This is a genomic window from Pseudomonas rustica (assembly GCF_049959085.1).
Lineage (GTDB): Bacteria > Pseudomonadota > Gammaproteobacteria > Pseudomonadales > Pseudomonadaceae > Aquipseudomonas > Aquipseudomonas rustica.
In genome coordinates this window covers 3,330,691-3,351,968 of sequence record NZ_CP188200.1, presented here as the reverse complement: position 1 = coordinate 3,351,968, position 21,278 = coordinate 3,330,691, and the positions used below count along the sequence as shown (strand labels likewise).

General features: G+C 61.6%; 14 protein-coding genes. 9 read left to right on the top strand and 5 right to left on the bottom strand.

The window, feature by feature from the left end; genetic code table 11:
• Window positions 1–8: 8 nt before the first annotated feature.
• The gene (ycaC, locus tag ACP3TY_RS15255) at window positions 9–632 is read left to right on the top strand and encodes an isochorismate family cysteine hydrolase YcaC (RefSeq protein ID WP_007913541.1); all 624 of its coding nucleotides are present in this window, start codon (window positions 9–11) and stop codon (window positions 630–632) included.
• An 85-nt stretch (window positions 633–717) separates the two neighbouring features.
• Here ycaC and ACP3TY_RS15250 read toward each other — a convergent pair whose 3' ends face one another.
• The gene (locus ACP3TY_RS15250; RefSeq protein ID WP_426617895.1) at window positions 718–2,145 is read right to left on the bottom strand and encodes a mechanosensitive ion channel domain-containing protein; all 1,428 of its coding nucleotides are present in this window, start codon (window positions 2,143–2,145) and stop codon (window positions 718–720) included.
• A 108-nt stretch (window positions 2,146–2,253) separates the two neighbouring features.
• Window positions 2,254–3,273: an alpha/beta hydrolase gene (locus ACP3TY_RS15245; protein WP_159815778.1), complete on the bottom strand. Its 1,020-nt coding sequence runs from the start codon at window positions 3,271–3,273 to the stop codon at window positions 2,254–2,256.
• A gap of 228 nt (window positions 3,274–3,501) precedes the next feature.
• Here ACP3TY_RS15245 and ACP3TY_RS15240 point away from each other — a divergent pair, with 228 nt between their 5' ends.
• Window positions 3,502–4,401 carry a LysR family transcriptional regulator gene (locus ACP3TY_RS15240; protein WP_159815779.1) on the top strand — a complete coding sequence of 300 codons (900 nt, stop codon included), beginning with the start codon at window positions 3,502–3,504 and terminating at the stop codon, window positions 4,399–4,401.
• A gap of 1,078 nt (window positions 4,402–5,479) precedes the next feature.
• On the opposite strand, the gene ACP3TY_RS15235 is transcribed toward ACP3TY_RS15240, so the two are convergent.
• From ACP3TY_RS15235 to gspG, 3 genes are all read right to left on the bottom strand, one after another.
• The gene (locus ACP3TY_RS15235) at window positions 5,480–6,025 is read right to left on the bottom strand and encodes a hypothetical protein (RefSeq protein ID WP_426617893.1); all 546 of its coding nucleotides are present in this window, start codon (window positions 6,023–6,025) and stop codon (window positions 5,480–5,482) included.
• Between the two features lie 74 nt (window positions 6,026–6,099).
• Window positions 6,100–7,287 (bottom strand): type II secretion system F family protein, encoded by a 1,188-nt coding sequence (locus tag ACP3TY_RS15230; protein WP_282357050.1) that lies wholly within the window; start codon window positions 7,285–7,287, stop codon window positions 6,100–6,102.
• A 14-nt stretch (window positions 7,288–7,301) separates the two neighbouring features.
• Window positions 7,302–7,730, bottom strand: coding sequence for a type II secretion system major pseudopilin GspG (gene gspG / locus ACP3TY_RS15225; RefSeq protein ID WP_053119057.1), 429 nt, complete (start codon window positions 7,728–7,730; stop codon window positions 7,302–7,304).
• A gap of 205 nt (window positions 7,731–7,935) precedes the next feature.
• Here gspG and ACP3TY_RS15220 point away from each other — a divergent pair, with 205 nt between their 5' ends.
• From ACP3TY_RS15220 to ACP3TY_RS15190, 7 genes are all read left to right on the top strand, one after another.
• Entirely contained in the window at window positions 7,936–8,544 is a 609-nt protein-coding gene (locus ACP3TY_RS15220) for a lytic transglycosylase domain-containing protein (RefSeq protein ID WP_426617891.1), read from the top strand.
• Between the two features lie 200 nt (window positions 8,545–8,744).
• A complete protein-coding gene (gene mnxG, locus ACP3TY_RS15215) occupies window positions 8,745–14,579 on the top strand; it encodes a manganese-oxidizing multicopper oxidase MnxG (protein WP_426617890.1) in 5,835 nt (1,944 codons plus the stop codon).
• Window positions 14,580–15,524: 945 nt separating this feature from the next.
• Window positions 15,525–17,447 (top strand): YncE family protein, encoded by a 1,923-nt coding sequence (locus ACP3TY_RS15210; protein WP_426617888.1) that lies wholly within the window; start codon window positions 15,525–15,527, stop codon window positions 17,445–17,447.
• A gap of 14 nt (window positions 17,448–17,461) precedes the next feature.
• The gene (locus tag ACP3TY_RS15205; RefSeq protein ID WP_426617886.1) at window positions 17,462–18,112 is read left to right on the top strand and encodes an SCO family protein; all 651 of its coding nucleotides are present in this window, start codon (window positions 17,462–17,464) and stop codon (window positions 18,110–18,112) included.
• Entirely contained in the window at window positions 18,109–18,729 is a 621-nt protein-coding gene (locus ACP3TY_RS15200; protein ID WP_426617884.1) for an SCO family protein, read from the top strand. Before ACP3TY_RS15205 ends, ACP3TY_RS15200 begins: the two co-directional genes overlap by 4 nt.
• A gap of 9 nt (window positions 18,730–18,738) precedes the next feature.
• A complete protein-coding gene (locus ACP3TY_RS15195) occupies window positions 18,739–20,289 on the top strand; it encodes an ABC transporter substrate-binding protein (protein ID WP_426617883.1) in 1,551 nt (516 codons plus the stop codon).
• 15 nt (window positions 20,290–20,304) lie between these two features.
• Window positions 20,305–21,066 carry a peptidylprolyl isomerase gene (locus ACP3TY_RS15190; protein ID WP_159815033.1) on the top strand — a complete coding sequence of 254 codons (762 nt, stop codon included), beginning with the start codon at window positions 20,305–20,307 and terminating at the stop codon, window positions 21,064–21,066.
• Window positions 21,067–21,278 lie beyond the last annotated feature (212 nt).

The window sequence follows — 21,278 nt, the reverse complement described above, 5'->3', positions numbered from 1 at the left end:
GTTTTCCCATGAGCGTTCCTTACACACGTCTGAACAAAGATGATGCGGTTGTACTGCTGGTCGATCACCAGACCGGCCTGATCTCGCTGGTACAGGATTTCACCCCGAACGAATTCAAGAACAACGTGCTGGCGCTGGGCGACATCGCCAAGTTCTTCAAACTGCCGACGATCCTCACCACCAGTTTCGACGCCGGCCCGAACGGCCCGATCGTGCCTGAACTGCGCGAGCAGTTTCCGGATGCGCCGTTCATTCAGCGTCCGGGACAGATCAATGCGTGGGACAACGAAGATTTCGTCAAAGCGATCAAGGCGACCGGTCGCAAGCAACTGATCATCGCTGGTGTGGTGACGGATGTTTGCGTGGCGTTCCCGACCTTGTCGGCCATTGCTGAAGGGTACGAAGTGTTTGTGGTGACTGACTCGTCGGGCACCTTCAACACCACCGTGCAGCAAGCGGCGTGGGCGCGGATGTCGGCGGCGGGTGCACACCTGCTGAACTGGTTCTCGGTGGCGTGCGAGCTGCAGGGTGACTGGCGCAACGATATGGAAGGTTTGGCGCACTTGCTGTCGGAGCGTTTGCCGAACTATCGCAATTTGATTAACAGCTATACCAAGTTCACCGCCAAGTAAGATCAAAAGATCGCAGCCTGCGGCAGCTCCTACAGGGGGATCGCATTCCAATGTAGGAGCTGCCGCAGGTTGCGATCTTTTGCTTTCAACGCTTTTGAAGCCACCCCAAAAACCCGCCTTTCCGCACCGCCACCGGTTTAGCCATCAACGCGAGGCGACTGTTCTGTTGACGTACCGCCTGCAATTTATTCAACGCCCGACCCACCTCCGTGCGCTGTTCCATGCACTGACGAGTGAGGTTCTTGTCGAGTCGATAAATGATGCTCGACGTCAGCGCGGTAAACGTAGCCTGCGACGGCGTATCAGCCAGAATACTCTGCTCGCCCATGACCTCACTCGGCCCCATGCGCCCGGCTTCAGTCTGCTCATTACCATCCGGCACCGTCGCACTGACCACCCCCGTGGCAATCACGAACAAACTGTCCGGTACTTCATCCAGCCCCAGCACCACCTGGCCTGCTGTGTACTGCTGAGCGACCATCGATTCGGCGAGGCGATCACGTTCTTCGCTGCTCAGCGAACGGAAAATTTTCACTTCATCAAGCAGCGCACGTGCGCGGGTCGACGGTTCGATCACGCCGTCCGGATGCCGCGAAATCCCTGCTGCTTCGAGATGCCGGTGGGCGAGGTCGAACAGTTGATTGCGCACTTCGCCTTTCTTGCCCAACTCGGCAATGAAACCGCTGGCGACGTATTCCGACATGGTTTCGCCGGCCTCTTTCAGCACGGCTTTTGGCGCCGGACTCAGCAACAGCGAGCTGCTGCCTTGCAGCGTACGATCCAGTGCATCGAGCACCCGGCGCGGACGAATGTGATTGGGCACTTGAATGCTGATCGACACGCCATGCATGTTGTTCGGGCGGCTGAGGTTGACGATCTTCGCCTTCGCCGCCACCGAGTTGGGCACTACGGCCATGGTGCCGGCGCTGGTCAGCAGATGCGTGGCACGCCAGTCGATGTCGAAGACCTTGCCTTCGACGCCATCGATCATCACCAGATCATCGACCTGATAAGGCTTGGTGGTGTTGAGGACGATCCCGGAAAACACATCGGCCAAGGTACTTTGCAGCGCCAGACCGACGACGATAGCGACGACTCCGGAGGTCGCCAGCAAGCCTTTGACCGGCAGTTCCAGCACGTAACCGGCGGCGGCAACGATGGCCACGAGAAACACCAGTGCGCCGATCACGTCTTGCAGCAAACGACCGCTATGACCGATGCGACGCATCAGCGCGAGGCCGATCACTTCCGTCAAAACTCGCGCGGCGTACAACCACCAGAGAATCCCCAACGCCGTTGCACCCAGTTGCGCGACGCGGTCATCGGCGAACAGCGGGGCTTGCAGCGGGCTGACACCGGCATTGATCACCAGCGCGGAGAAGGCCAGAAACAGCGCCAGCCGCACAGCCACTCTTGGCGCACGATGGGTGAACGGCGTGAAGTGCCAGAGCACCGCGTCGAGCAGCAGCAGGGCGGCGCTAAGAGACAGCAGGTGGGTGTAGAAGAATGTCATGACCGAAGCTCCGCAGTGCTTGCCAGTAAAAAGATCGCAGCCTGCGGCAGCTCCTACAGAAAATTGCATTGCAATGTAGGAGCTGCCGCAGGCTGCGATCTTTTGTTTTTAAGGATTCAGATGAGTCTTCAACTCAGCCGCCGCCTGACGCACCGCTGCCTTCACTTCAGGAATCTGGCTCAGCGGGTTGAGCAAACCAAAGTCATGGATCATCCCGTTGTAACGCACCGAGGTCACCGCCACGCCGGCCGCATCGAGGTGCCGCGCATAGCCTTCGCCTTCATCACGCAGCACGTCGAACTCGGCGGTCTGCACCAGTGCAGCAGGCAAGCCTTTGAGCTGTTCGGCGCTGGCGTTCAGCGGCGAAGCATGGATCTGCGCGCGCTCGGCGGGGTTGGTGGTGTAGTTGTCCCAGAACCACTGCATCATGCCTTTGGTGAGGAAATGGCCCTCGGCAAATTGCTGGTACGAACCGTCGTCAAACTGCGCGTTGGTCACCGGCCACATCAACAGCTGGAAGCGCAGTGCCGGGGTTTTCTGTTCCTTGGCCATCAACGCCACAACCGCCGCCATGTTGCCGCCGACGCTGTTGCCGGCCACCGCCAGACGCTTGCCGTCGACACCGATGTCTTTGCCGTGCTCAGCCACCCATTTTGTCGCGGCATACGCCTGGTTGATCGCGGTCGGGTACTGCGCTTCCGGCGACGGCGTGTAATCGACGTACACCGCGACAGCGCCAGAGCCCACCACCAAGTCACGAATCAAGCGCTGGTGCGTCGGGTAATCACCGAGCACCCAGCCGCCACCGTGGAAGAACATGAACACCGGCAACTCACCTTTGACCTTGGCCGGACGCACCACTTTCAGATTGATCGTCTGGCCATCGACCTTGATCGCCTTGTCGCTGACTTCAACACCGGACAAGTCGACTTTCACCGAAGCCTGCGCACCGGTCAGTACCGCACGGGCGTCTTTCGGGCTGAGTTGCTCAAGGGGTTTGCCACCGCCAGCGGCGAGGGCGTTGAGGAAGGCCTGAGTGTTGTGTTCGACACCGGAGGTCTCGGCGGCGAATGCGTTGCCGATGGACAGGGCGAGGAGGGAAGCGGCGAGGGTCTGTTTAATGTTCATGTTCAATTCCATTTTCGAATGTGTGATGTAGGAGCTGCCGCAGGCTGCGATCTTTTGATCCTGTTTTTGCCTTTTACCCGCGTCACCGCAGATCAAGATCAAAAGATCGCAGCCTGCGGCAGCTCCTACGTGTTCAGGGTTGTTTTCAAACCGTGAGCACAGATTAATGAGCTGCTCGAAAGTGAAAAAGCGGCTATAAAGCGTTTAACTGTCCACCAGAGAGTGACAATGAACCCGTTCGAAGACATGCGTATTTTTTGCCAGGTCATGGACTCCGGCAGCTTCACCGCCGCGGCCGATCAGTTGGGCTTGTCCAAGCAGTTCGTCAGCCGGCGTTTGATGCAGTTGGAAGAACGCCTCGGCGTGCGATTGTTGAATCGCTCGACCCGGCGCCTCGACGTTACCCCGCTGGGCCAGAGCTACTACGAATCGGCATTGCGCCTGCTGGGCGAAGTCGAGCAGGTCGAGCAGGGCATCGCCGGGCAGACCGCCGAGCCGCGCGGAACGATTCGCGTGAGCGCGCCGCTGTCGTTTGCCGTCGCGCACCTCGGTTGTCTGCTGCCGATGTTTTTGCAGCGCTATCGCGAGGTCACGGTGGAGGTGGATCTGAGTGATCGGCCGGTTGATTTGCTGGGCGAGGGTTATGACCTGGCGCTGCGCATTGGTGTGCTGGAAGACTCAACGTTGATCGCCCGGCGCATCGCGTCGATCGAGCGGGTGTATTGCGCCAGCCCGGCTTACCTCGCTGAACGCGGGACGCCGTTGAAACCGGAAGAACTGCTCAACCACGATTGCCTGCCTTATGGCCATGGGCGTTCGGTGCAATGGCGATTTAATGCGGGGCAGGGTAAGCCGATGTTGGTCAATGTCACCGGGCGCATGCGGGTGAACAACGGCGAGTTGCTCAGGGATGCGGCGGTGCAGGGAATGGGGATCACGTATTTGCCGACGTTTATTGTTGGCGCGGCGTTGAAGGACGGGCGCTTGGTGCCGGTGCTGGATGATCTGCGTCCGGAGCCGCTGACGTTGTCGGCGGTGTACCCGCAGCATCGTCAGGCCTCGCGCCCGGTGCAGGCGTTGGTCGAGTTTTTGCGCGAACGCCTGAACCAGAACAACGTCGCCCTCTAAACCTTACAGTGGTTTTTTCAAACCCTGCAAAACCCCGTGGGAGCGAGCCTGCTCGCGAAGACGGACTGTCAGTTAACCCATCATTGGCTGACCCACAGCATTCGCGAGCAGGCTCGCTCCCACATTGGCTTTATGGATGGCTGTGATATCTGGATAAACCACGAGTCCTGTGGGAGCGAGCCTGCTCGCGAAAGCGTCGGGTCAGCTAAAACACAATTGACTGACACGACGCCTTCGCGAGCAAGCTCGCTCCCACATTGGCTTTATGGATGGCTGTGAAATCTGGGTAAACCACGAGTCCTGTGGGAGCGAGCCTGCTCGCGAAAGCGTCGGGTCAGCTAAAACACAATTGACTGACACGACGCCTTCGCGAGCAAGCTCGCTCCCACATTGGCTTTATGGATGGCTGTGAAATCTGGGTAAACCACGAGTCCTGTGGGAGCGAGCTTGCTCGCGAAAGCGTCGGGTCAGCTAAAACACAATTGACTGACACGACGCCTTCGCGAGCAGGCTCGCTCCCACATTGGCTTTATGGATGATTGTGATATCTGGGTAAACCACGAGTCCTGTGGGAGCGGGCTTGCTCGCGAAGGCGGACTGTCAGTTAACCCATCATTGGCTGACCCACAGCATTCGCGAGCAGGCTCGCTCCCACATTGGCTTTATGGATGGCTTTGAAATCCGGGTAAACCACGAGTCCTGTGGGAGCGAGCCTGCTCGCGAAGGCGGACTGTCAGTTAACCCATCATTGGCTGACCCACAGCATTCGCGAGCAGGCTCGCTCCCACATTGGCTTTATGGATGGCTTTGAAATCTGGGTAAACCACGAGTCCAGTGGGAGCGAGCCTGCTCGCGAAGGCGGACTGTCAGTTAACCCATCATTGGCTGACCCACAGCATTCGCGAGCAAGCTCGCTCCCACATTGGCTTTATGGATGGCTGTGAAATCTGGGTAAACCACGAATCCTGTGGGAGCGAGCCTGCTCGCGAAGAAGGACTGTCAGTTAACCCATCATTGGCTGACCCACAGCATTCGCGAGCAGGCTCGCTCCCACAGGAATTGCGGTGGGCTCTAGAGGTCAGTTGGCGCGTTTGTCATCGCCGGGTTCGCCGCCGACGTGCACACCGCGATCGTCACCCGGTTCGCCCGCTGCATGCAGGCCTCGGTCATCGCCGACTTCACCGGCGCGATGGACGCCATGATCGTCGCCGACTTCACCCGCCCGGTGAACACCGTGATCATCGCCCGGTTCGGCGTGGGTGCCGTTGCGACCGGAGGATGAGGCAGAGTTGCCGGCGTGTCCGGAGCCTTGGCCGCTGCCGCTGTGACCACTGCCGCCATCACCGTGGCCACTTCCACCATTGCCACTGCCGCCATGACCGCCACCATTTCCACCGCCACCGCCACCGCCACCGCCACCGCCACCGCCTCCATGCCCACCCCCGTTTCCACCGCCGCTACCGCCACCCCCTCCGCCATGTCCGCCGCCGTTCCCTCCGCCACCACTCCCACCTTCCTTGGCCTGAACACTGGAAACCCCCGACAAACTGTCCGGAATCAGTACCGTGGACGCCGACAGAACTGCGCCGATGGCCATTGCGAGCACGAGCTTTTTAATGTGCATATCGTTCTCCGTCTTTGTGGTCTTGTTGGGAACGTGAGAGTGCGTTGTTGCAGGGATTCGACCCGTTCCCGAGGTCAGTGAATACTCGACGCCAGTTCGAAAATCGGGATGTACATCAGGATCACGATGACCCCGATGAGCAGGCCGATGAAGGTCATCAGCAGCGGTTCGAACAGCTTCACGAACCACTCCAGCCAGCGGCTGATTTCCTCATCGTAGAAGTCGGCGCTGCGTTCCATCATCTGCCCGAGGTTGCCGGACTGTTCGCCGGCGCGGAGCAGGCGCAGGGACACCGGTGTCACCAGGTGATTGAGCTCCAGCGCGGTAGACAACGATTGCCCCTCGCGCACCCGCTCGCAAGCCTGATCGAGCCGCGTTCGTGAGGCCACAGTCAGCAGGCCGCGCACCATGCTCATGGCGGTCACCAGCGGAATACCACCTTGCAGCAGTATCCCCAGCGAACGATAAAACCGCGCCAGCTCATACATGAAAATTCGCTGATGCACCGCCGGCAGTTTCTCCACCAGCCGATCCAGCCCACGACGAAACGCCGGTTGTTTTTGCAGGACGGCGAGGGCGATGACAATCGCCGCCAGCGCGCCAAAGAATTCCGCCTGATGCGCATGCAGAAACATGCCGCTGCTCATCAAGACCTGCGACAGCCACGGCAGGTTATTGCCCAACCCTTCAAACACCAGGCTGAAGCGCGGCACCACGTAACCCATCAAAAACAACACCACGCCGCCGCCGACCACCAACAACAGCATCGGGTAGATCGACGCGCTGATGATCTTCTGCCGCACCTCGTCCATGCGCTGGCGATAGCTGACGTAGCGGCCCAGCGCGTCGCCGACCGCGCCGGTCTTCTCGCTGGACTGTACCAGCGCCACGTACAGCGGCGGGAACACCGCCGACAACTGGCCCAGCGCCTGCGAAAACGATTTGCCCTCGTAGAGCAGGCGCACCAGCTCACTCAAGGTTTTCCGGGCAGCGGGGGCGGATTCTTTTTCGGCGAGGCTTTCCAGCGCATCGATCAACGGCAGTCCGGCATTGAGCAGCGTGGTCAGTTCCTGGCTGAACAGCACCAGATTGAAGGTCTCGCGCTGACGCAATCGCAGCGAACGCCAATGCTTGTCGGCGTGCGAACTGAGCACGCGCAGACCCTGATCCTCGGCAATCCGTCGCGCTTCGCTGTCGCCCGCTGCCTCGACGCTCAAGGACACCACGCCAGCCTTGCCGACCGCTTTCAAATGAAATCGCATGGGCCGCGCTCCGCTCACTGCCAATTGGTCACTTCGGCGTTTTCGCCTTCGCCACCGGGCTGGCCGTCCTTGCCCATCGACAGCAAGTCGTACTCGCTGTTTTCGCCGGGATAGCGATAGGCGTAACTACGCCCCCACGGATCCTGCGGCAGCTTTTTCTGCAAGTACGGGCCGGTCCATTTCGCCTCGTCACTCGGGGCGGTGACCAAGGCCTGCAAGCCCTGCTCGGTGGACGGGTAGTGACCGACTTCCAGTCGATACAAGTCGAGTGCTTTGCTCAGCCCTTCGATCTGCGCCTTGGCCACTTTCACTTCCGAGCGACCGAGTTGAGCGAAGTATTTCGGCGCGACGATCCCGGCCAACAGACCGAGCACCACCAGCACCACCAGCAATTCGAGCAGGGTAAAACCGCGTTGGCCACGCGGACGAAATTGCAGCTTCATGATGACCTCCCGTGAGTGGCAGCCGTGTCGCCTGAAGGGCTTATGCAATTGCCATGCTCAGCCTCACTGAAAACTGGCCGACACGCCGAAACCCTTGAAATACGGGCCTCTCAAGAGTCGGCACAGTGCTTGCGTATGGCTCAAACGTGATCGGCCATTGGGGCATTTCCCCCAATTTATCGGGGTCGATCCGGGGAGGCCCGACATGAAATTTCTCGCCAGCGGATTGCTCGGTTGTGTGCTGCTCAGCGGCGCCACGCAGGCCGATGTATTTATCTCGGTGGACGCCAAGGGCAGCTATGTACTGTCCAACGTTCACCGTCCCGGACGTACCTACGAACGGGTGATCCACGAGGCTGAAATGCCTGTGGCCAGCCTCGATCAACAGCCGCAAATGATCGCCAATCAGCCCTACGCGGAACTGGTGTCGGCAGCCGCCAAAGTCAACGAATTGCCCGAAGCGTTGCTGCACGCGGTGATCAACGCCGAGTCACATTACAACCCCGGCGCGACCTCACCCAAAGGCGCCGGCGGGCTCATGCAATTGATGCCCGACACCGCGCGCGAACTGGGTGTGACCGACGTCTACGACCCCAAGGCCAACATCCAGGGCGGCGCGAAATATCTCAAACGTTTGATGACCCTCTTCGACAACGACATCGCCCTCGCCGTGGCGGCCTACAACGCCGGGCCCGACGCGGTGCTCAGCCGTGGCCGGGTGATCCCACCGTTCGCCGAAACCCAGCGTTACGTGCCGAATGTGTTGCGCCAGTACCGACGTTTGCAGGGCCTGGCGATGGACGCCCCGCTGTGACCCCAACCCGGTTTTCCCCACTTTCGGGGCAAACCCGGCAGCCCCGAAAAGTGGGGCAAAGCGGTGGGGAATATGCCCCGGATTCTCAAGTCGCTGCAGTAACCGATTGAACGGTAAACGAATTTTTTGTGGCACGCGGATTGCTCCGAGGCAATTGTCGAGAAGTGTTCCCAAGAGCACCCACTACGAGGTTACTGATCATGGCTGGCATTCATCACGCTCCGTCTCTGTTCAACTGGCTGCTGATTCTGGCCTCGATGCTCAGCGTCGAACTGGCCAGCGCGGCCGTGCGATGCGAGCGCAACCTGGTGGCCAACGTCGTCGCCTTCGATCAACCGCTGATGTTCAACCGCCTCGGTGCGCAGAACATCAACGGCATGATGTTCGCCCTGCGCCGCGACGTGGTGGATGATCGCAACATGTCGCTGGCCTACGGCGGTTCAGCGGTGCCGGGCAAGGTTTCGCTGCGCCCGGACAAGCGGCCACGGCCATTGGTTTTGCGCGTGGCGGCGGGTGATTGCCTGACGATCAATCTGCAAAACCTGCTCGACTATCAGGCCAACCCGAACAAGCACTTCGAGAATGAAGGTGAAGAAGAGGAAGGCGTCGAGAACGCCAACGCGGCTGAAGACTTCAAAGTCGATGAGCAAGTCGCTGACCGTCACGTCGGTTTCCAGGTCAATGGCCTGCAAGCGGTCAACAGCATCGATGACATTTCTTCGTTCACCGGGCGTAACGCCAACACCTTGGTGCCGCCGGGTGCGAGCCGTTCTTACACCCTGTACGCCGAGCGTGAAGGCGCGTTTGCCGTCAGCAGCCGTGGCGCAACCTTTGGCGGCGAGGGCGCGGCCGGTAACGTCGCCAATGGCTTGTTCGGCCAGGTTGTCGTCCTGCCCAAGGGCGGTCGCACCTATCGCAACACCCTCACTGAAGAAGAAATGCGCCTGGCCACCACGGGCCGCGCACCCACCGGCCAACCGATCGTTGATTACCAGGCGCGTTACCCGCAACGCGAGCCGTGGTTGCGCGAAGGCAAGGCTGGCACGCCGATCATCGGCATGGTCGACGGCAATGAAATCATTTCCAGCGAAAGCGATGCGATTGTCATGGGCAGCAACGCCGACGGCAGCTTCCCACCCAGCACTTATCCGCTGGAATCAGTCGGCAAACGTAACCCGGCGATCCCTAATCGACTGGAAGCGTTCCGCGATTTCGCCTCGCAATTCCAGGACGAAACTGCCGCCACTCAAGCGTTTCCAGCCTATTGGGCTGATCCGGTGATGGCCCACGTGCTGGAGCCGACTCGCGATTCGTTCATGATCAATTACGGCTCGGGCGGCATGGGCGCCGAAGTGGTGGCCAACCGTTTGGGCGTCGGGCCGATGCACGATTGCCTGTCGTGCGCCTACGAAGAATTCTTCCTCAGCTCGCACACCGTCGGCGACGTGGCGATGCTGGTCGACGTGCCGGCCAACGCCGGGCTGGAAAACATCGCCCCTGGCCAGACACCCCGCGCCGATCAGATCGGGGTGAAAGCGACCATGGCGCTGTATCCGTCGGAGCCGTCGAACGTCAACCACAGCTACATCGGTGACTTCGTCAAATTCCGCAACACCCACAATGGTCATGAGCAGCACATCTTCCACTTGCACGGCCATCAGTGGCTGTTCAACCCCAACGACGACAATTCCGATTACGTCGATGCCCAGGGCATTGGCCCGGGCGCCGGTTACACCTATGAAATCGCCAACGGTGGTTCGGGCAACCGCAACCGCGTGGCCGGCGATGCGATCTATCACTGCCATTTCTATCCGCACTTTGCCCAAGGCATGTGGGCCATGTGGCGGGTACACGATGTGTTTGAAGAGGGCACTCGACTCGACGTTTCGCAGCAGGGCGCCGACGGTTATCACAGCGAACCGTTTGCCTTGCGCAGTGGCAAACCGGCGACCGGCGCGCGCGCCTTGCCGGACGGCGAAATCGTCGCCGGTACACCGATTCCAGCGATAGTGCCGCTACCGGGCAAAGCCATGGCACCGATGCCGGGCAAAGTCGTGGTCGTGCCGAAAATCGGTGAAACCCTGATCGCCGGCAATGATGACGACGAGGATGAAGAAGAGGGCGATGACGACGGCGAGCACCATGGCGGCAACGCCGGTGGTCAAGCCATCGGTTCGCTGGCGCTGGTCGATCGCAGCGAAGCCAACCGCAATGCCGACGGCAGCCTGAAAAACCCGGGCTATCCATTCTGGATCGGTGGCATGGAAAGCTCGGTGGGCCAACGTCCACCAACCCCGCCATTGGACATGCTCGACGCCGCTACCGCGCAATCGCTCAAGGCCAGCGGCAAAGCGCTGTGGGCCAACCTTGACCCGGCGCAGTCCGGTGGTTGGGACGGTGGCTTGCAACGGCATACCCTCGACGGCGTCTCGGCCGGTGGCGAAGCGCACACCGTGACCACCTCGCTGGATTTCTCCAAGGAAGTCACCCGCGCCAAACCGATTTACCTGCCGGAAGAAGGCACCGAAGTCGAACAAGCGGCGATGGCCTTTCACGCGAAAAAAGATCACCCAAGCTATGCCTTGCTGCCCGGCAATCAAGTGGTGGCCAAGGCGTTCCGTACCAACGGTGCCTTGCCAATGGCCGGCGCGCCGTACTACGAACCGTGCATGGACGATCGGCAAAAACGCCTGACCAGCAGCGCCGGCAGCGGTGAGTTCGCCAGCGGTGACCGCATAGACGGCATGTCCTTTGTCGGCGCTTCAAGCTTCACCGCCGACCGCCCTCGGATCTACAAAGCCGCCAATATTCAGTTCGACGCGGTGTACAACAAGGTCGGTTATCACTTCCCGCAGGCGCGCATTCTGGCGCTGTGGGAAGACGCCTGGCCGGTGATCACCAAGCAGCGTCCGCCAGAGCCGCTGGTGATGCGCATGAACACCTTCGATTGCGTGCAATACCAGCAAACCAACCTGGTGCCGGCCACTTACGAGATGGACGACTATCAGGTGCGCACGCCGACCGATGTGATCGGCCAGCATATTCACCTGCCGAAGTGGGATCTGACCTCGGCGGACGGCTCCTCCAACGGCTGGAACTATGAAGACGGCGTGCTCTCGCCGGGCGCCGTGCAGGAACGCATTCACGCGATCCGCGAGTTCAACCAGTGCGCCGCCACCGATTCGCGCGACGGCACCCAGGCTTGCCCGAAAGCCAAAAACCATCCGTTCTTCGGTCAGTACGGCCGCGCCGATTGGCTCGGTGCGCGCACGGCGATGCAGCGTTGGTTCGTTGATCCGGTGGTGAACATCAAAGGCGTCGATCGCGGCCTCGGCACCATTTTCACTCACGACCACCTGGGCCCATCGACGCATCAGCAGATTGGTCTGTACGCCACCGTGTTGGCGGAACCGGCCGGTTCGACCTGGTTCCATGCGGAAACCGGCGAGCCTCTGTACAGCGGCGCGCGTCAGGACGGCGGGCCGACCTCGTGGCAAGCGGTGATCAATACCGGCGACCTCGATGGCGACGGCAAGAACGACAGCTTCCGCGAGTTCTTCCTCGAATACAGCGACTTCCAGCACGCCTATGAGGCCGGCGTCTATGTCGGTGCCGGCCCCAACGGTGTGCCCAATGCGCAAGCGTTCCCGGCGACTGCCGACAGCTTCCGCTACGCGATCAACCCGCCGGTGCGTAACAACGCTAGCAACCTGCTCGAAGGCGTGCTGGAAGTGCAGGGCGGTCAGGTGCCGGGCTGCCCGAGCCGGCCATGCCCACAGGCAATTTCGGTGGATGATCCGGGCATGTTCGTCGTCAACTATCGCAACGAACCGCTGGCCCTGCGCGTGTACGACCCGAACAAGGTCGGCCCGGATGGCAAGCGCGGCATGCAGGCTGATGGCCTCGGTGGCGATCTGTCGTTCGCCATGCAAAGCCGTACCGACCGCGCAATTCCGGCGATGAACCTGGCGCCGAATCTGCTCACCGCCGCCACCGGGCCTACCGGCGGCACCACGCTGTTTCCGCCGCACATCAACAAGGGCGGCGCCGAACCGGGCGATCCGTTTACGCCGATGCTGCGCACCTACACCGGCGACAACGTGCGGCTGCGGGTGCATGCCGGCGGCCATGAGGAAGAGCACAACGTCACCCTGCACGGCGTGAAATGGCTGCAGAGCGGTTCCGGGTTCGGCAACAGCTCCAACTCCGGCTGGCGCGCCTCGCAAATGATCGGCATCTCCGAGCAGATGGGCTTTATTGCGCCGGTGTCGATGCTCTCCAGTTCCGCTGCGACCACGGGCGACTATTTGTACTCGATGGACGCTTCGATCGAAGGCTACTGGAGCGGTATCTGGGGCGTGATGCGTAACTACACCGCTAAACGCAACGACCTGTATGCCATCCCCAACAACCCGAATCCGGCGGGCATGCGCAACACCGTGGCGTTCGAGGGCAGTTGCCCACGGATCAGCGCCAACCCCAACGGCATCGGCACGCGGCCGACGGTACAGCGCAACTATGAAGTGGTCGCGGCGCTGGCCAATGACATCCTCGGCAATGCGCTGGGCCTGACCATTGGCGATCCGCAAGGGCTTGGTCAGCATGTCGGCGGGCCGCTGAATCCGGCGGGCGGCACCCTGGTGCTGAACTCGCGCACGGTGAGCATTCCACAAGTCACCGTGACCGATCCGGAGGATGGCGAGACCATTACGATTGGCGGGCAGAGTGGGCCGCTGCATGACCCGACCGCGATTCTGTATGTGCGTAAATCCGATCTCGATCCGGTGAGTGGCAAGCTGAAACCCGGCATCCCGGTCGAACCGCTGGTGTTGCGTGCAGCCGCAGGGGATTGCATCAACATCACTCTGGAAAACCGTCTGCCGAGCGTGATGCCTGACTTGACCCAGACTGCCGTGATGCAAGGCATGGTCAAGCGTGATCGCAATAGCGGTCTGGGCTCGACCACCTTCAGCAACAACCTGATGCGGCCGTCCAGCCACGTCGGCCTGCACGCGCAATTGCTGGCGTACGACATCACCAAATCCGACGGCGCCAACGTCGGCGCCAACCCGATCCAGACCGTGCCACCGCGCGTTGGCAACAGCGGCGCGTACCCGACGCGTACTTATCAGTACTACGCCGGGCATCTGGAGCGTGAAGGCAAACCGGTGACTCAACTGGGTCGCAGCGTCGACAACATCAATGCCACGGCGGTGGAGTTCGGCGGCTTGAATTTCACCCCGGCGGACGTGATCAAGCAGCCACAAAAAGGCCTTGGCGGAGCGATGAGCATTCTGCCGATCGGCGCAACCTGGGTCGACGATGCGCGCAAGGTCAACGCCACGGTTACGGCGCCTGGGCAGACCAGCTACCGCGACTTCGCGATGGTCTGGCACAAGGCGTTGAACACCCGTTGGGCCAATGGCCGGCCGGTGGAAGGGATTGCCGCTGAAGGCTTCGGCGTGCCGACCGATCCGCAGGACAACTCGAGCATGGCGATCAACTACAAGACCGAGCCGCTGTGGTACCGCTTCGGCCTCGCCCCGGACGCGCCGTTTGGTCATGCCGATGGCGCGGGTTATGGCGACATGGTCAATGCGCACATGGCTTACAGCAATGCACTGGTGGGTGGTGATCCGCAAACGCCGGTGCTCTACGCCAAACCGGGGCAACCGTTCCGCACGCATATTCTGATGCCGAGCGGTGGCAGTCGCGGCACCACGTTCCAGCTCGACGGGCACGTCTGGTCGGTGAACCCGTTCCAGGCCGAGAAGAGCGATGTCGGTGGTTATCCGATGGGCTCGCCGGGCGTGGGCTCCGTGCGCTTCGGCTACAACCCGATGTCGATGTACATCGGCGCCCACGAAAGCATCCTGCCGGCCGCGCACTTCAGCTTCATGATCCCGAGCGCCGGCGGCAGCAATGCGATACCGGGCGATTACCTGTTCCGCGACTACGCCGCCTACGGCAACACCTCCGGATTATGGGGACTGCTGCGCGTGACCAATGAACCGGAACCGGCGCCGACCCCGTAGGAGCAAGGCTTGCCCGCGAAGGCCGCGCCTCGGTTTTGGAAGGGGTGTGGCACTAAAAGCTTCGCGAGCAAGCTTTGCTCCTACAGAGCGATGGTTGGCAATGAGGACGGTGGGATGAATGCGAATCCCCTGTAGGAGCGAGCCTGCTCGCGATGGGGGCAACTCGGTTTTCAATGGTGGGGCGGATGACGCCATCGCGAGCAGGCGAAGGCCTACAGGGGGGCGGTGGTGGGCAGTGAGGTTGGCGGGATGCATGCAAATCCCGTGTGGGAGCGAGCCTGCTCGCGAAGCGGTCGGCACAGGCAACAGGTGTGGTGGCTGGCAGATTGCTTTCGCGAGCAGGCTCGCTCCCACGGGGTCTGCGGTTGGCAGTGAGGTTGGCGGGATGCATGCAAATCCCACAGTGGGCAGTGGTGGCGGTGAGGATGCGGGATGAATGCAAATCCCTTGTGGGAGCGAGCCTGCTCGCGAAGAGGGCGGCACAGGCAACAGGTGTGGTGGCTGACAGATTGCTTTCGCGAGCAAGCCCGCTCCCACAGGGTCTGCGGTTGGCAGTGAGGTTGGCGGGATGCATGCAAATCCCACAGTGGGCAGTGGTGGCGGTGAGGATGCGGGATGAATGCAAATCCCTTGTGGGAGCGAGCCTGCTCGCGAAGCGGTCGGCACAGGCAACAGGTGGGGTGGCTGGCAGATTGCTTTCGCGAGCAGGCTCGCTCCCACGGGGTCTGCGGTTGGCAGTGAGGTTGGCGGGATGCATGCAAATCCCACAGTGGGCAGTGGTGGCGGTGAGGATGCGGGATGCATGCAAATCCCTTGTGGGAGCGGGCTTGCTCGCGAAGAGGGCGGCGCAGGCAACAGGTGGGGTGGCTGGCAGATTGCTTTCGCGAGCAGGCTCGCTCCCACAGGGATCGCGTCGTTTGGCTGGAATGCGTAGGGGAGTGAAAGATGAACAGGATCATCAACATCATCGGTATTTGCACGCTGGCCATGGCCGGGGCGTTGTTGACGCTGAGTGAGATTGCGCTGGCGCAAACCGGCGCGGGGCAGACGCTGAACCGTGATGGCGTGGCGGTGGATTTCGATCTCAAGCCACTGGCCGCCGACGGCAAACTGCGTGAAGGCGAGTTCGCCGATGTGCAGTTCCGCATCAGCGACAGCGCTTCCGGCCAGCCTCTTTCCGGCGTGGCCCCGGGTGCCTGGGTCGATCCGCAAACCCTCGCTGCCGATAAGGCCCAAGGCCGCGAGCAGAGCTGCAAAGCCCGGGTCGGCGTGTTCCTCAAATCCAACATCGGCGCGCGGCCGTTGCTCGACCTCAACAGCTATTTCCTGCTGGTGATGAACCGCGACGCGAGCATCGCCGTGGTCGATCCATCGGTATCAGTCGGCGGCATCACCAGCACCCTCGCGCGGATCGAGCTCAAGCAGCCGCCGATGGATTGGGTCACCCCCAAAGACAACAAACGCGTCTTCGTTTCCATGCCGACTGCCGGGGAAATCGCCGTCATCGACAGCGAACAATTCAAAGTCATCGACTCGATCAGCGCCGGCAGCCAACCGTTTCGCGTCGCCCTGCAACCGGACGAACGCCTGCTCTGGGTCGGCAACAACGCGAGCAAAACCGAAGACTCCGGCGTCACCGTGATCGACGCCCAAAGCCTCAAATCCCTCAAACATTTACAGACCGGACGCGGCCACCACGAAATCACCTTCAGCAAAGACAGCCGCTTCGCCTTCGTCAGCAACCGCGACGACGGCACCGTCAGCGTGATCGACATCGCCACTCTGAACATCGTCGAGCAGATCAAAACCGGCTCTCACCCGTTATCCGTCGCCTATTCGGCATTGTCCGGCGCCGTCTACGTCGCCGATGGCAAGGACGGCACCGTCACCGTGATCGACGCCAGCACCCACGCCATCCGCCGGGTGCTCAAACTGCAACAAGGCCTCGGCCCGATGGGCTTCAGCGCCGACGGCCGCTTCGGTGTGGTCCTCAATACCGTGGAAAACCGCGCCAGCGTCATCGATGCCGCGACCAACAGCGCCATCCATGATCTGGAGGTCAGCGCCGAACCCTACCAAGTGGTGTTCACCCAGGCCTATGCCTACATCCGCGGACTCGCTTCACCGAAAGTCACCATGATCAACCTGTCCTCGCTCGGCGAAGGTCGCCAGCCGATCAGCCAGGGTTTCGAAGCCGGGCCGCAAGCACCGCGCCTGGCCGGTGACTTGCCGCTGGCCTCCAGCCTCGCCGTCTCACGCGACGACAACGCAGTGTTCGTGGTCAACCCGGTCGACAACACCACCTACTTCTACGCCGAAGGCATGAACGCGCCGATGTCCGGTTACCCCAACCGTGGCCAGATCGCCCGCGCCGCGATGGTCATCGACCGCAGTCTGCGTGAAGTTTCGCCGGGCCTGTACAGCGCGCGGGTGAAACTGCCGGCAGCGGGGCGTTTCGACGTGGCGTTTCTGCTCAACCAACCGAACATCATTCACTGCTTTACCGCGCAGATTGATTCTGACGGCAAACCGCAAAAACACCTCGGCCAGCCGAAAGTCGAGTTCCTCCTCGACAAGACTGCCGTGGCGCTCAACGACCCGTATGTCGTGCGCTTCCGCATCGTTCAAGGCAAAGACAAAACCCAGCGCAGCGGCGTTAAAGACGTGCAGCTGCGCTACTACCTCGCGCCCACTTCACACCCGCGTGAAGTCGCGGCACTGGAAGTCGCCGACGGCGTGTATGAAGCGCCGATCAGCCTCGACCGCAGCGGCGCCTGGTACCTGCATGTGCGCGCCGCCTCTCTGGGCGCCGGTTTCGATGACAAGACCTTTGCCAGTGTTCGGGTCACCCCCGGCCAGGCCCGTTGAAGAGGAGTTTCGACATGAACCGATTTGCATCCACTGGCCTGCTGACCCTGTGCCTGTTGAGCCTCGGCGTTCAACACGCCAACGCCCACTCGGCAGACGAACACGCCGGGCACAAAGCCCCCGCCAGCAGCACGCAAGAACACACCCAGGTCAAGTTCGCCAACGTGCTGCTGCTCGACCAGACCGGCAAAACCGTGCGTCTGGAACAAGACCTGGTGCAAGGCAAAATTGTCGTCATGAGTTTCATCTACACCAGTTGCACGACGGTGTGCCCGGTGGTCTCGTCGATCATGGGCAAGGTGCAGAAACAGCTCGGCGCGCGGGTCGGCAAGGAAGTGCAACTGGTGTCGATCAGCATCGACCCGCAACGCGACGACCCGAAACGCCTGCAGGATTACGCCCGCACTTTTCAGCGCGGCCCGGGCTGGAGTTGGCTGACCGGCTCGCCACAATCGATCAATGAAACCCTCAAAGGCCTCGGCAGTTTCAGTGGCGACCTCAAGAATCATCAGCCGTTGATCCTCGTCGGCGACGGCAACAATCGCCACTGGATGCGCTACTACGGCTTCACCGATCCAGAGCTGCTGGCCAAGGAAGTCGAGAAGCTCAGCGGCCTGCGCACCCACGCCAAACACACCGCCATCGCCATGGAGCAACAGCCATGAGACTGCTCGACTGGATCTCCCTGACCGTGTGTTTCTGGATTTTCAGCAACGTCGCGTTCGCCCACGAAGGTCACGTTCAAGAGCCGCCGGCGACGGTTGCCGCCGCCCCGGCCAAAGGCACGCACGACGCAAAAGCCTGGTTCACCGACACGCCGTTGCAGGATCAGAACGGCGAGACCCTGCGCTTCTACAGCGACGCCCTGCAAAACCGCATCGTTCTGCTCAACGTGATTTTCACCAGTTGCAACGATGCCTGCCCGCTGATCACCCGCAAGCTCAAGGAAGTCCGCGAGCTGCTGGGCGACAAGGCTCCGGACATCACCTTCATTTCCCTTACCAGTGATCCGCTGCGCGACACGCCGGCGGTGCTCAAGGCTTACACCTTGAAGCAGGGTTCCGATGACCCTCATTGGCTTTTTCTCACCGGCGACAAGGCGCAGATGGATCTGGTGTTGAGTCGCATCGGCCAGATCGTGCCGACGCCCGAGCAGCACTCGACGCAGTTGATCGTCGGCGATGTCGCCAACAAACGCTGGAGCAAAATTCGCCCCGACGCCCCGGCCGCCGCCATTGCCCAGCGCTTGCAGTTGCTGACAATGCCCGTGGCCGGTCGCTGAGCCCGCGCCATGAAACGCTGCCGCGTACTCGCCCTGATCCTGCTCGCTGGCATCAGCCTCGGCGCGAATGCTGCGCCGCTGAGCTCGGAAGAAGCGGCGGGCAAACGCCTGTACCGTCAAGGTCTGTCGGCCAGCGGCGAGGCGATCATGGCGCGGGTCGGCGCGGCGGACGTGTTGCTGCCGGCCACCAGCCTGCCGTGCGCGAACTGTCACGGCGCCGACGGCCTCGGTCGGCCCGAAGGCGGCTTACGTCCGCCGCCGCTGAACTGGGCACGACTGACCAGCACTTACGGCCAGCAGCAGGTCAACGGCCGCAGTTATCCGGCCTACACAGAAAGCACGCTGGCGACGGTGATTCAGCAGGGCCGCGATCCCGGCCACAATCGCCTCGACCCGAGCATGCCGCGCTTTCTGCTGTCGATGAAGGATCAGCGTAATCTCACCGCCTATCTCAAGCGCCTGGCCGATGAGCGCGACCCCGGCCTCGACGCCGAGACCTTGCACCTCGGCACGTTATTGCCGAGCCAAGGCCCGTTGGCCGAGGAGGGCATGACCATTGCAGCGGTGCTCAACGGCAGTGTCGCGCGGATCAATCAGGCCGGCGGCATTCACGGTCGGCAACTGCGCCTGACGGTGATCGACCCCGGTCCGGATCGCGCCAGTGCCGAACAGGCCTTGCAGCAACTGATCGAGCAGGAACAGGTATTTGCGCTGATCGCGCCGATGGTGCCAGCCCTCGACAGCGAACTCGGCCCGCGTCTGGAACAGGCCGGCGTGCCGCTGATCGGCGCGCTGTCGTTGCTCGGCTCGATGCAGGCCAGTCCACAGATTTTCGAGCCGTTGCCCGGTTTGCGCGAGCAACTGATCGCCTTGGCCGACTACGCCACGGCGAGCCTGCGCGTGCTGCAAGGGCCGACGTTGATCGCTTATCCCGCTGACCTGATGCAGACGCAAGCCGCGCAAAACCTCGGTCAGTATTTACAAGATCACGGCTGGCAGAACGTCAATCTGCAAGCCTATGACCCGGCGGCGGAGGCGCTGCCGTTGGGTTCGCGCTCGGTGTTTTATCTGGGCAGCGGCGGTGGTTTCAGTCGTCTGGCGACGAGGCTGCAGGGCGCCGGGCAGGTGCCGTACCTGTTCGCGGCGTCGAGCCAGGTGGCCGGTGATCTGCTGCAAGTGCCCAGCGGCTTTACCCGTCGCGTGTTTCTCGCCTATCCGTTCGTGCCCAGCGACTGGACGCAGGCCGGACGCATCGGTCTGACGCTTTTGCGCGAGGGCCAAGGCCTCGGCGCCCAGCATGCGGTGCTGCAAGTCGGCGCCTACGCCTCGATGCTGCTGCTCAGCGAAGGCATGAAACAGGCTGGCCGCGACGCCAGCCGCGAAAAACTGGTGGCGGCGCTGGAGGGGCTGCATGACTTCGACACCGGCCTGACCCCGCGCCTGAGTTTCGGCCCCGGTCGACGCCTGGGCTTGAGCGGCGCGCACGTGGTCACCGTGGATTTGCCGGATCAGCATTTTTATCTGGTCGCACCCTACAAACCGATTGTTGCCAGCCCCTGAACGGAGGCCCCGATCATGAAGCTCACAAGGCTGTTAATGCTGCTGACCTGCTGGCTCCCGGCGGTCTGGGCCAACAACGAACCGGCGGTGGCGCGGGTCAATGGCGAGGAAATTTCTGGCTATCGTTTCGAGCGATTTTTTGCCGAATACCTCGAAGATCAGGGCCGCGCGGTGGCGAGCATTCGTAATCCCAAAGCCTATAAACAGCTGCGACAGGCTGCGCTGCAAACGCTGATCGACAAGGAATTGCTCTGGCAGGAATCGCAAAAACGTGGCGTGCAGATTGACGAGCAAGCGGTGCGTCAACAGATCGAGCAGATGCGCAGTGCCATCGGTGGCCCGGATAAATTCCAGCGTCGCTTGCAGGATGCCGGTTTCGACGAGGTTTCTTTTACCGAGTACACCCGCCGCGAATTGGCCGCACAGCAGGTATTCGCCGAGCTGATCCGCGCGAACACTTTGCAACCCCGACAACTGTTGATCCGCGTGCCAGCGCAAGCCGATGCAGCCACAGTGGCCGCAGCGCGTCTACGCTTGATGCAAATGCGCGCCTCGATCATCAGCGGGGCAGCGCTCGCCAGCCAACCGGTGCGTTCACCGTTCGGCTGGCATGTGATTTATTTGCAGAACCACTTGGAGGCCGCCGATGTCCCAGATTTACAGGGGCTGGACACAGTCAGGGCACAGCTCGCCCGACAGCAACAGACACAGGCTCGTCGCCAAGTGCTCGCGCAATTACGGGTGCAGAACAGGATCGAACGAATTGACGACGACTGAAGGTTCCCCCCCAATAGTGGGGAATGGCTTCGATGCCCATTCAGGTGCTTCCCCGTTTCTGGGGAACGGGGTACCGGGACGAGCGGGCATTGTCATTAATTTCAAGGACATGAAGACATAAAATTACCGGCACTCAGCCTGGCATGAAGTGTGCGTTACCCCTGGTAAGGCGCACTCTCAGGGCGGGGTCATCGGACCTGCTGTTTCAAGGA

Excerpts from the sequence above, each read along its gene's own strand:
- ycaC (WP_007913541.1), top strand. The coding sequence starts at position 9 with ATGAGCGTTCCTTACACACGTCTGAACAAAGATGATGCGGTTGTACTG.
- ACP3TY_RS15250 (WP_426617895.1), bottom strand. The coding sequence starts at position 2,145 with ATGACATTCTTCTACACCCACCTGCTGTCTCTTAGCGCCGCCCTGCTG.
- ACP3TY_RS15245 (WP_159815778.1), bottom strand. The coding sequence starts at position 3,273 with ATGAACATTAAACAGACCCTCGCCGCTTCCCTCCTCGCCCTGTCCATC.
- ACP3TY_RS15240 (WP_159815779.1), top strand. The coding sequence starts at position 3,502 with ATGAACCCGTTCGAAGACATGCGTATTTTTTGCCAGGTCATGGACTCC.
- ACP3TY_RS15235 (WP_426617893.1), bottom strand. The coding sequence starts at position 6,025 with ATGCACATTAAAAAGCTCGTGCTCGCAATGGCCATCGGCGCAGTTCTG.
- ACP3TY_RS15230 (WP_282357050.1), bottom strand. The coding sequence starts at position 7,287 with ATGCGATTTCATTTGAAAGCGGTCGGCAAGGCTGGCGTGGTGTCCTTG.
- gspG (WP_053119057.1), bottom strand. The coding sequence starts at position 7,730 with ATGAAGCTGCAATTTCGTCCGCGTGGCCAACGCGGTTTTACCCTGCTC.
- ACP3TY_RS15220 (WP_426617891.1), top strand. The coding sequence starts at position 7,936 with ATGAAATTTCTCGCCAGCGGATTGCTCGGTTGTGTGCTGCTCAGCGGC.
- mnxG (WP_426617890.1), top strand. The coding sequence starts at position 8,745 with ATGGCTGGCATTCATCACGCTCCGTCTCTGTTCAACTGGCTGCTGATT.
- ACP3TY_RS15210 (WP_426617888.1), top strand. The coding sequence starts at position 15,525 with ATGAACAGGATCATCAACATCATCGGTATTTGCACGCTGGCCATGGCC.
- ACP3TY_RS15205 (WP_426617886.1), top strand. The coding sequence starts at position 17,462 with ATGAACCGATTTGCATCCACTGGCCTGCTGACCCTGTGCCTGTTGAGC.
- ACP3TY_RS15200 (WP_426617884.1), top strand. The coding sequence starts at position 18,109 with ATGAGACTGCTCGACTGGATCTCCCTGACCGTGTGTTTCTGGATTTTC.
- ACP3TY_RS15195 (WP_426617883.1), top strand. The coding sequence starts at position 18,739 with ATGAAACGCTGCCGCGTACTCGCCCTGATCCTGCTCGCTGGCATCAGC.
- ACP3TY_RS15190 (WP_159815033.1), top strand. The coding sequence starts at position 20,305 with ATGAAGCTCACAAGGCTGTTAATGCTGCTGACCTGCTGGCTCCCGGCG.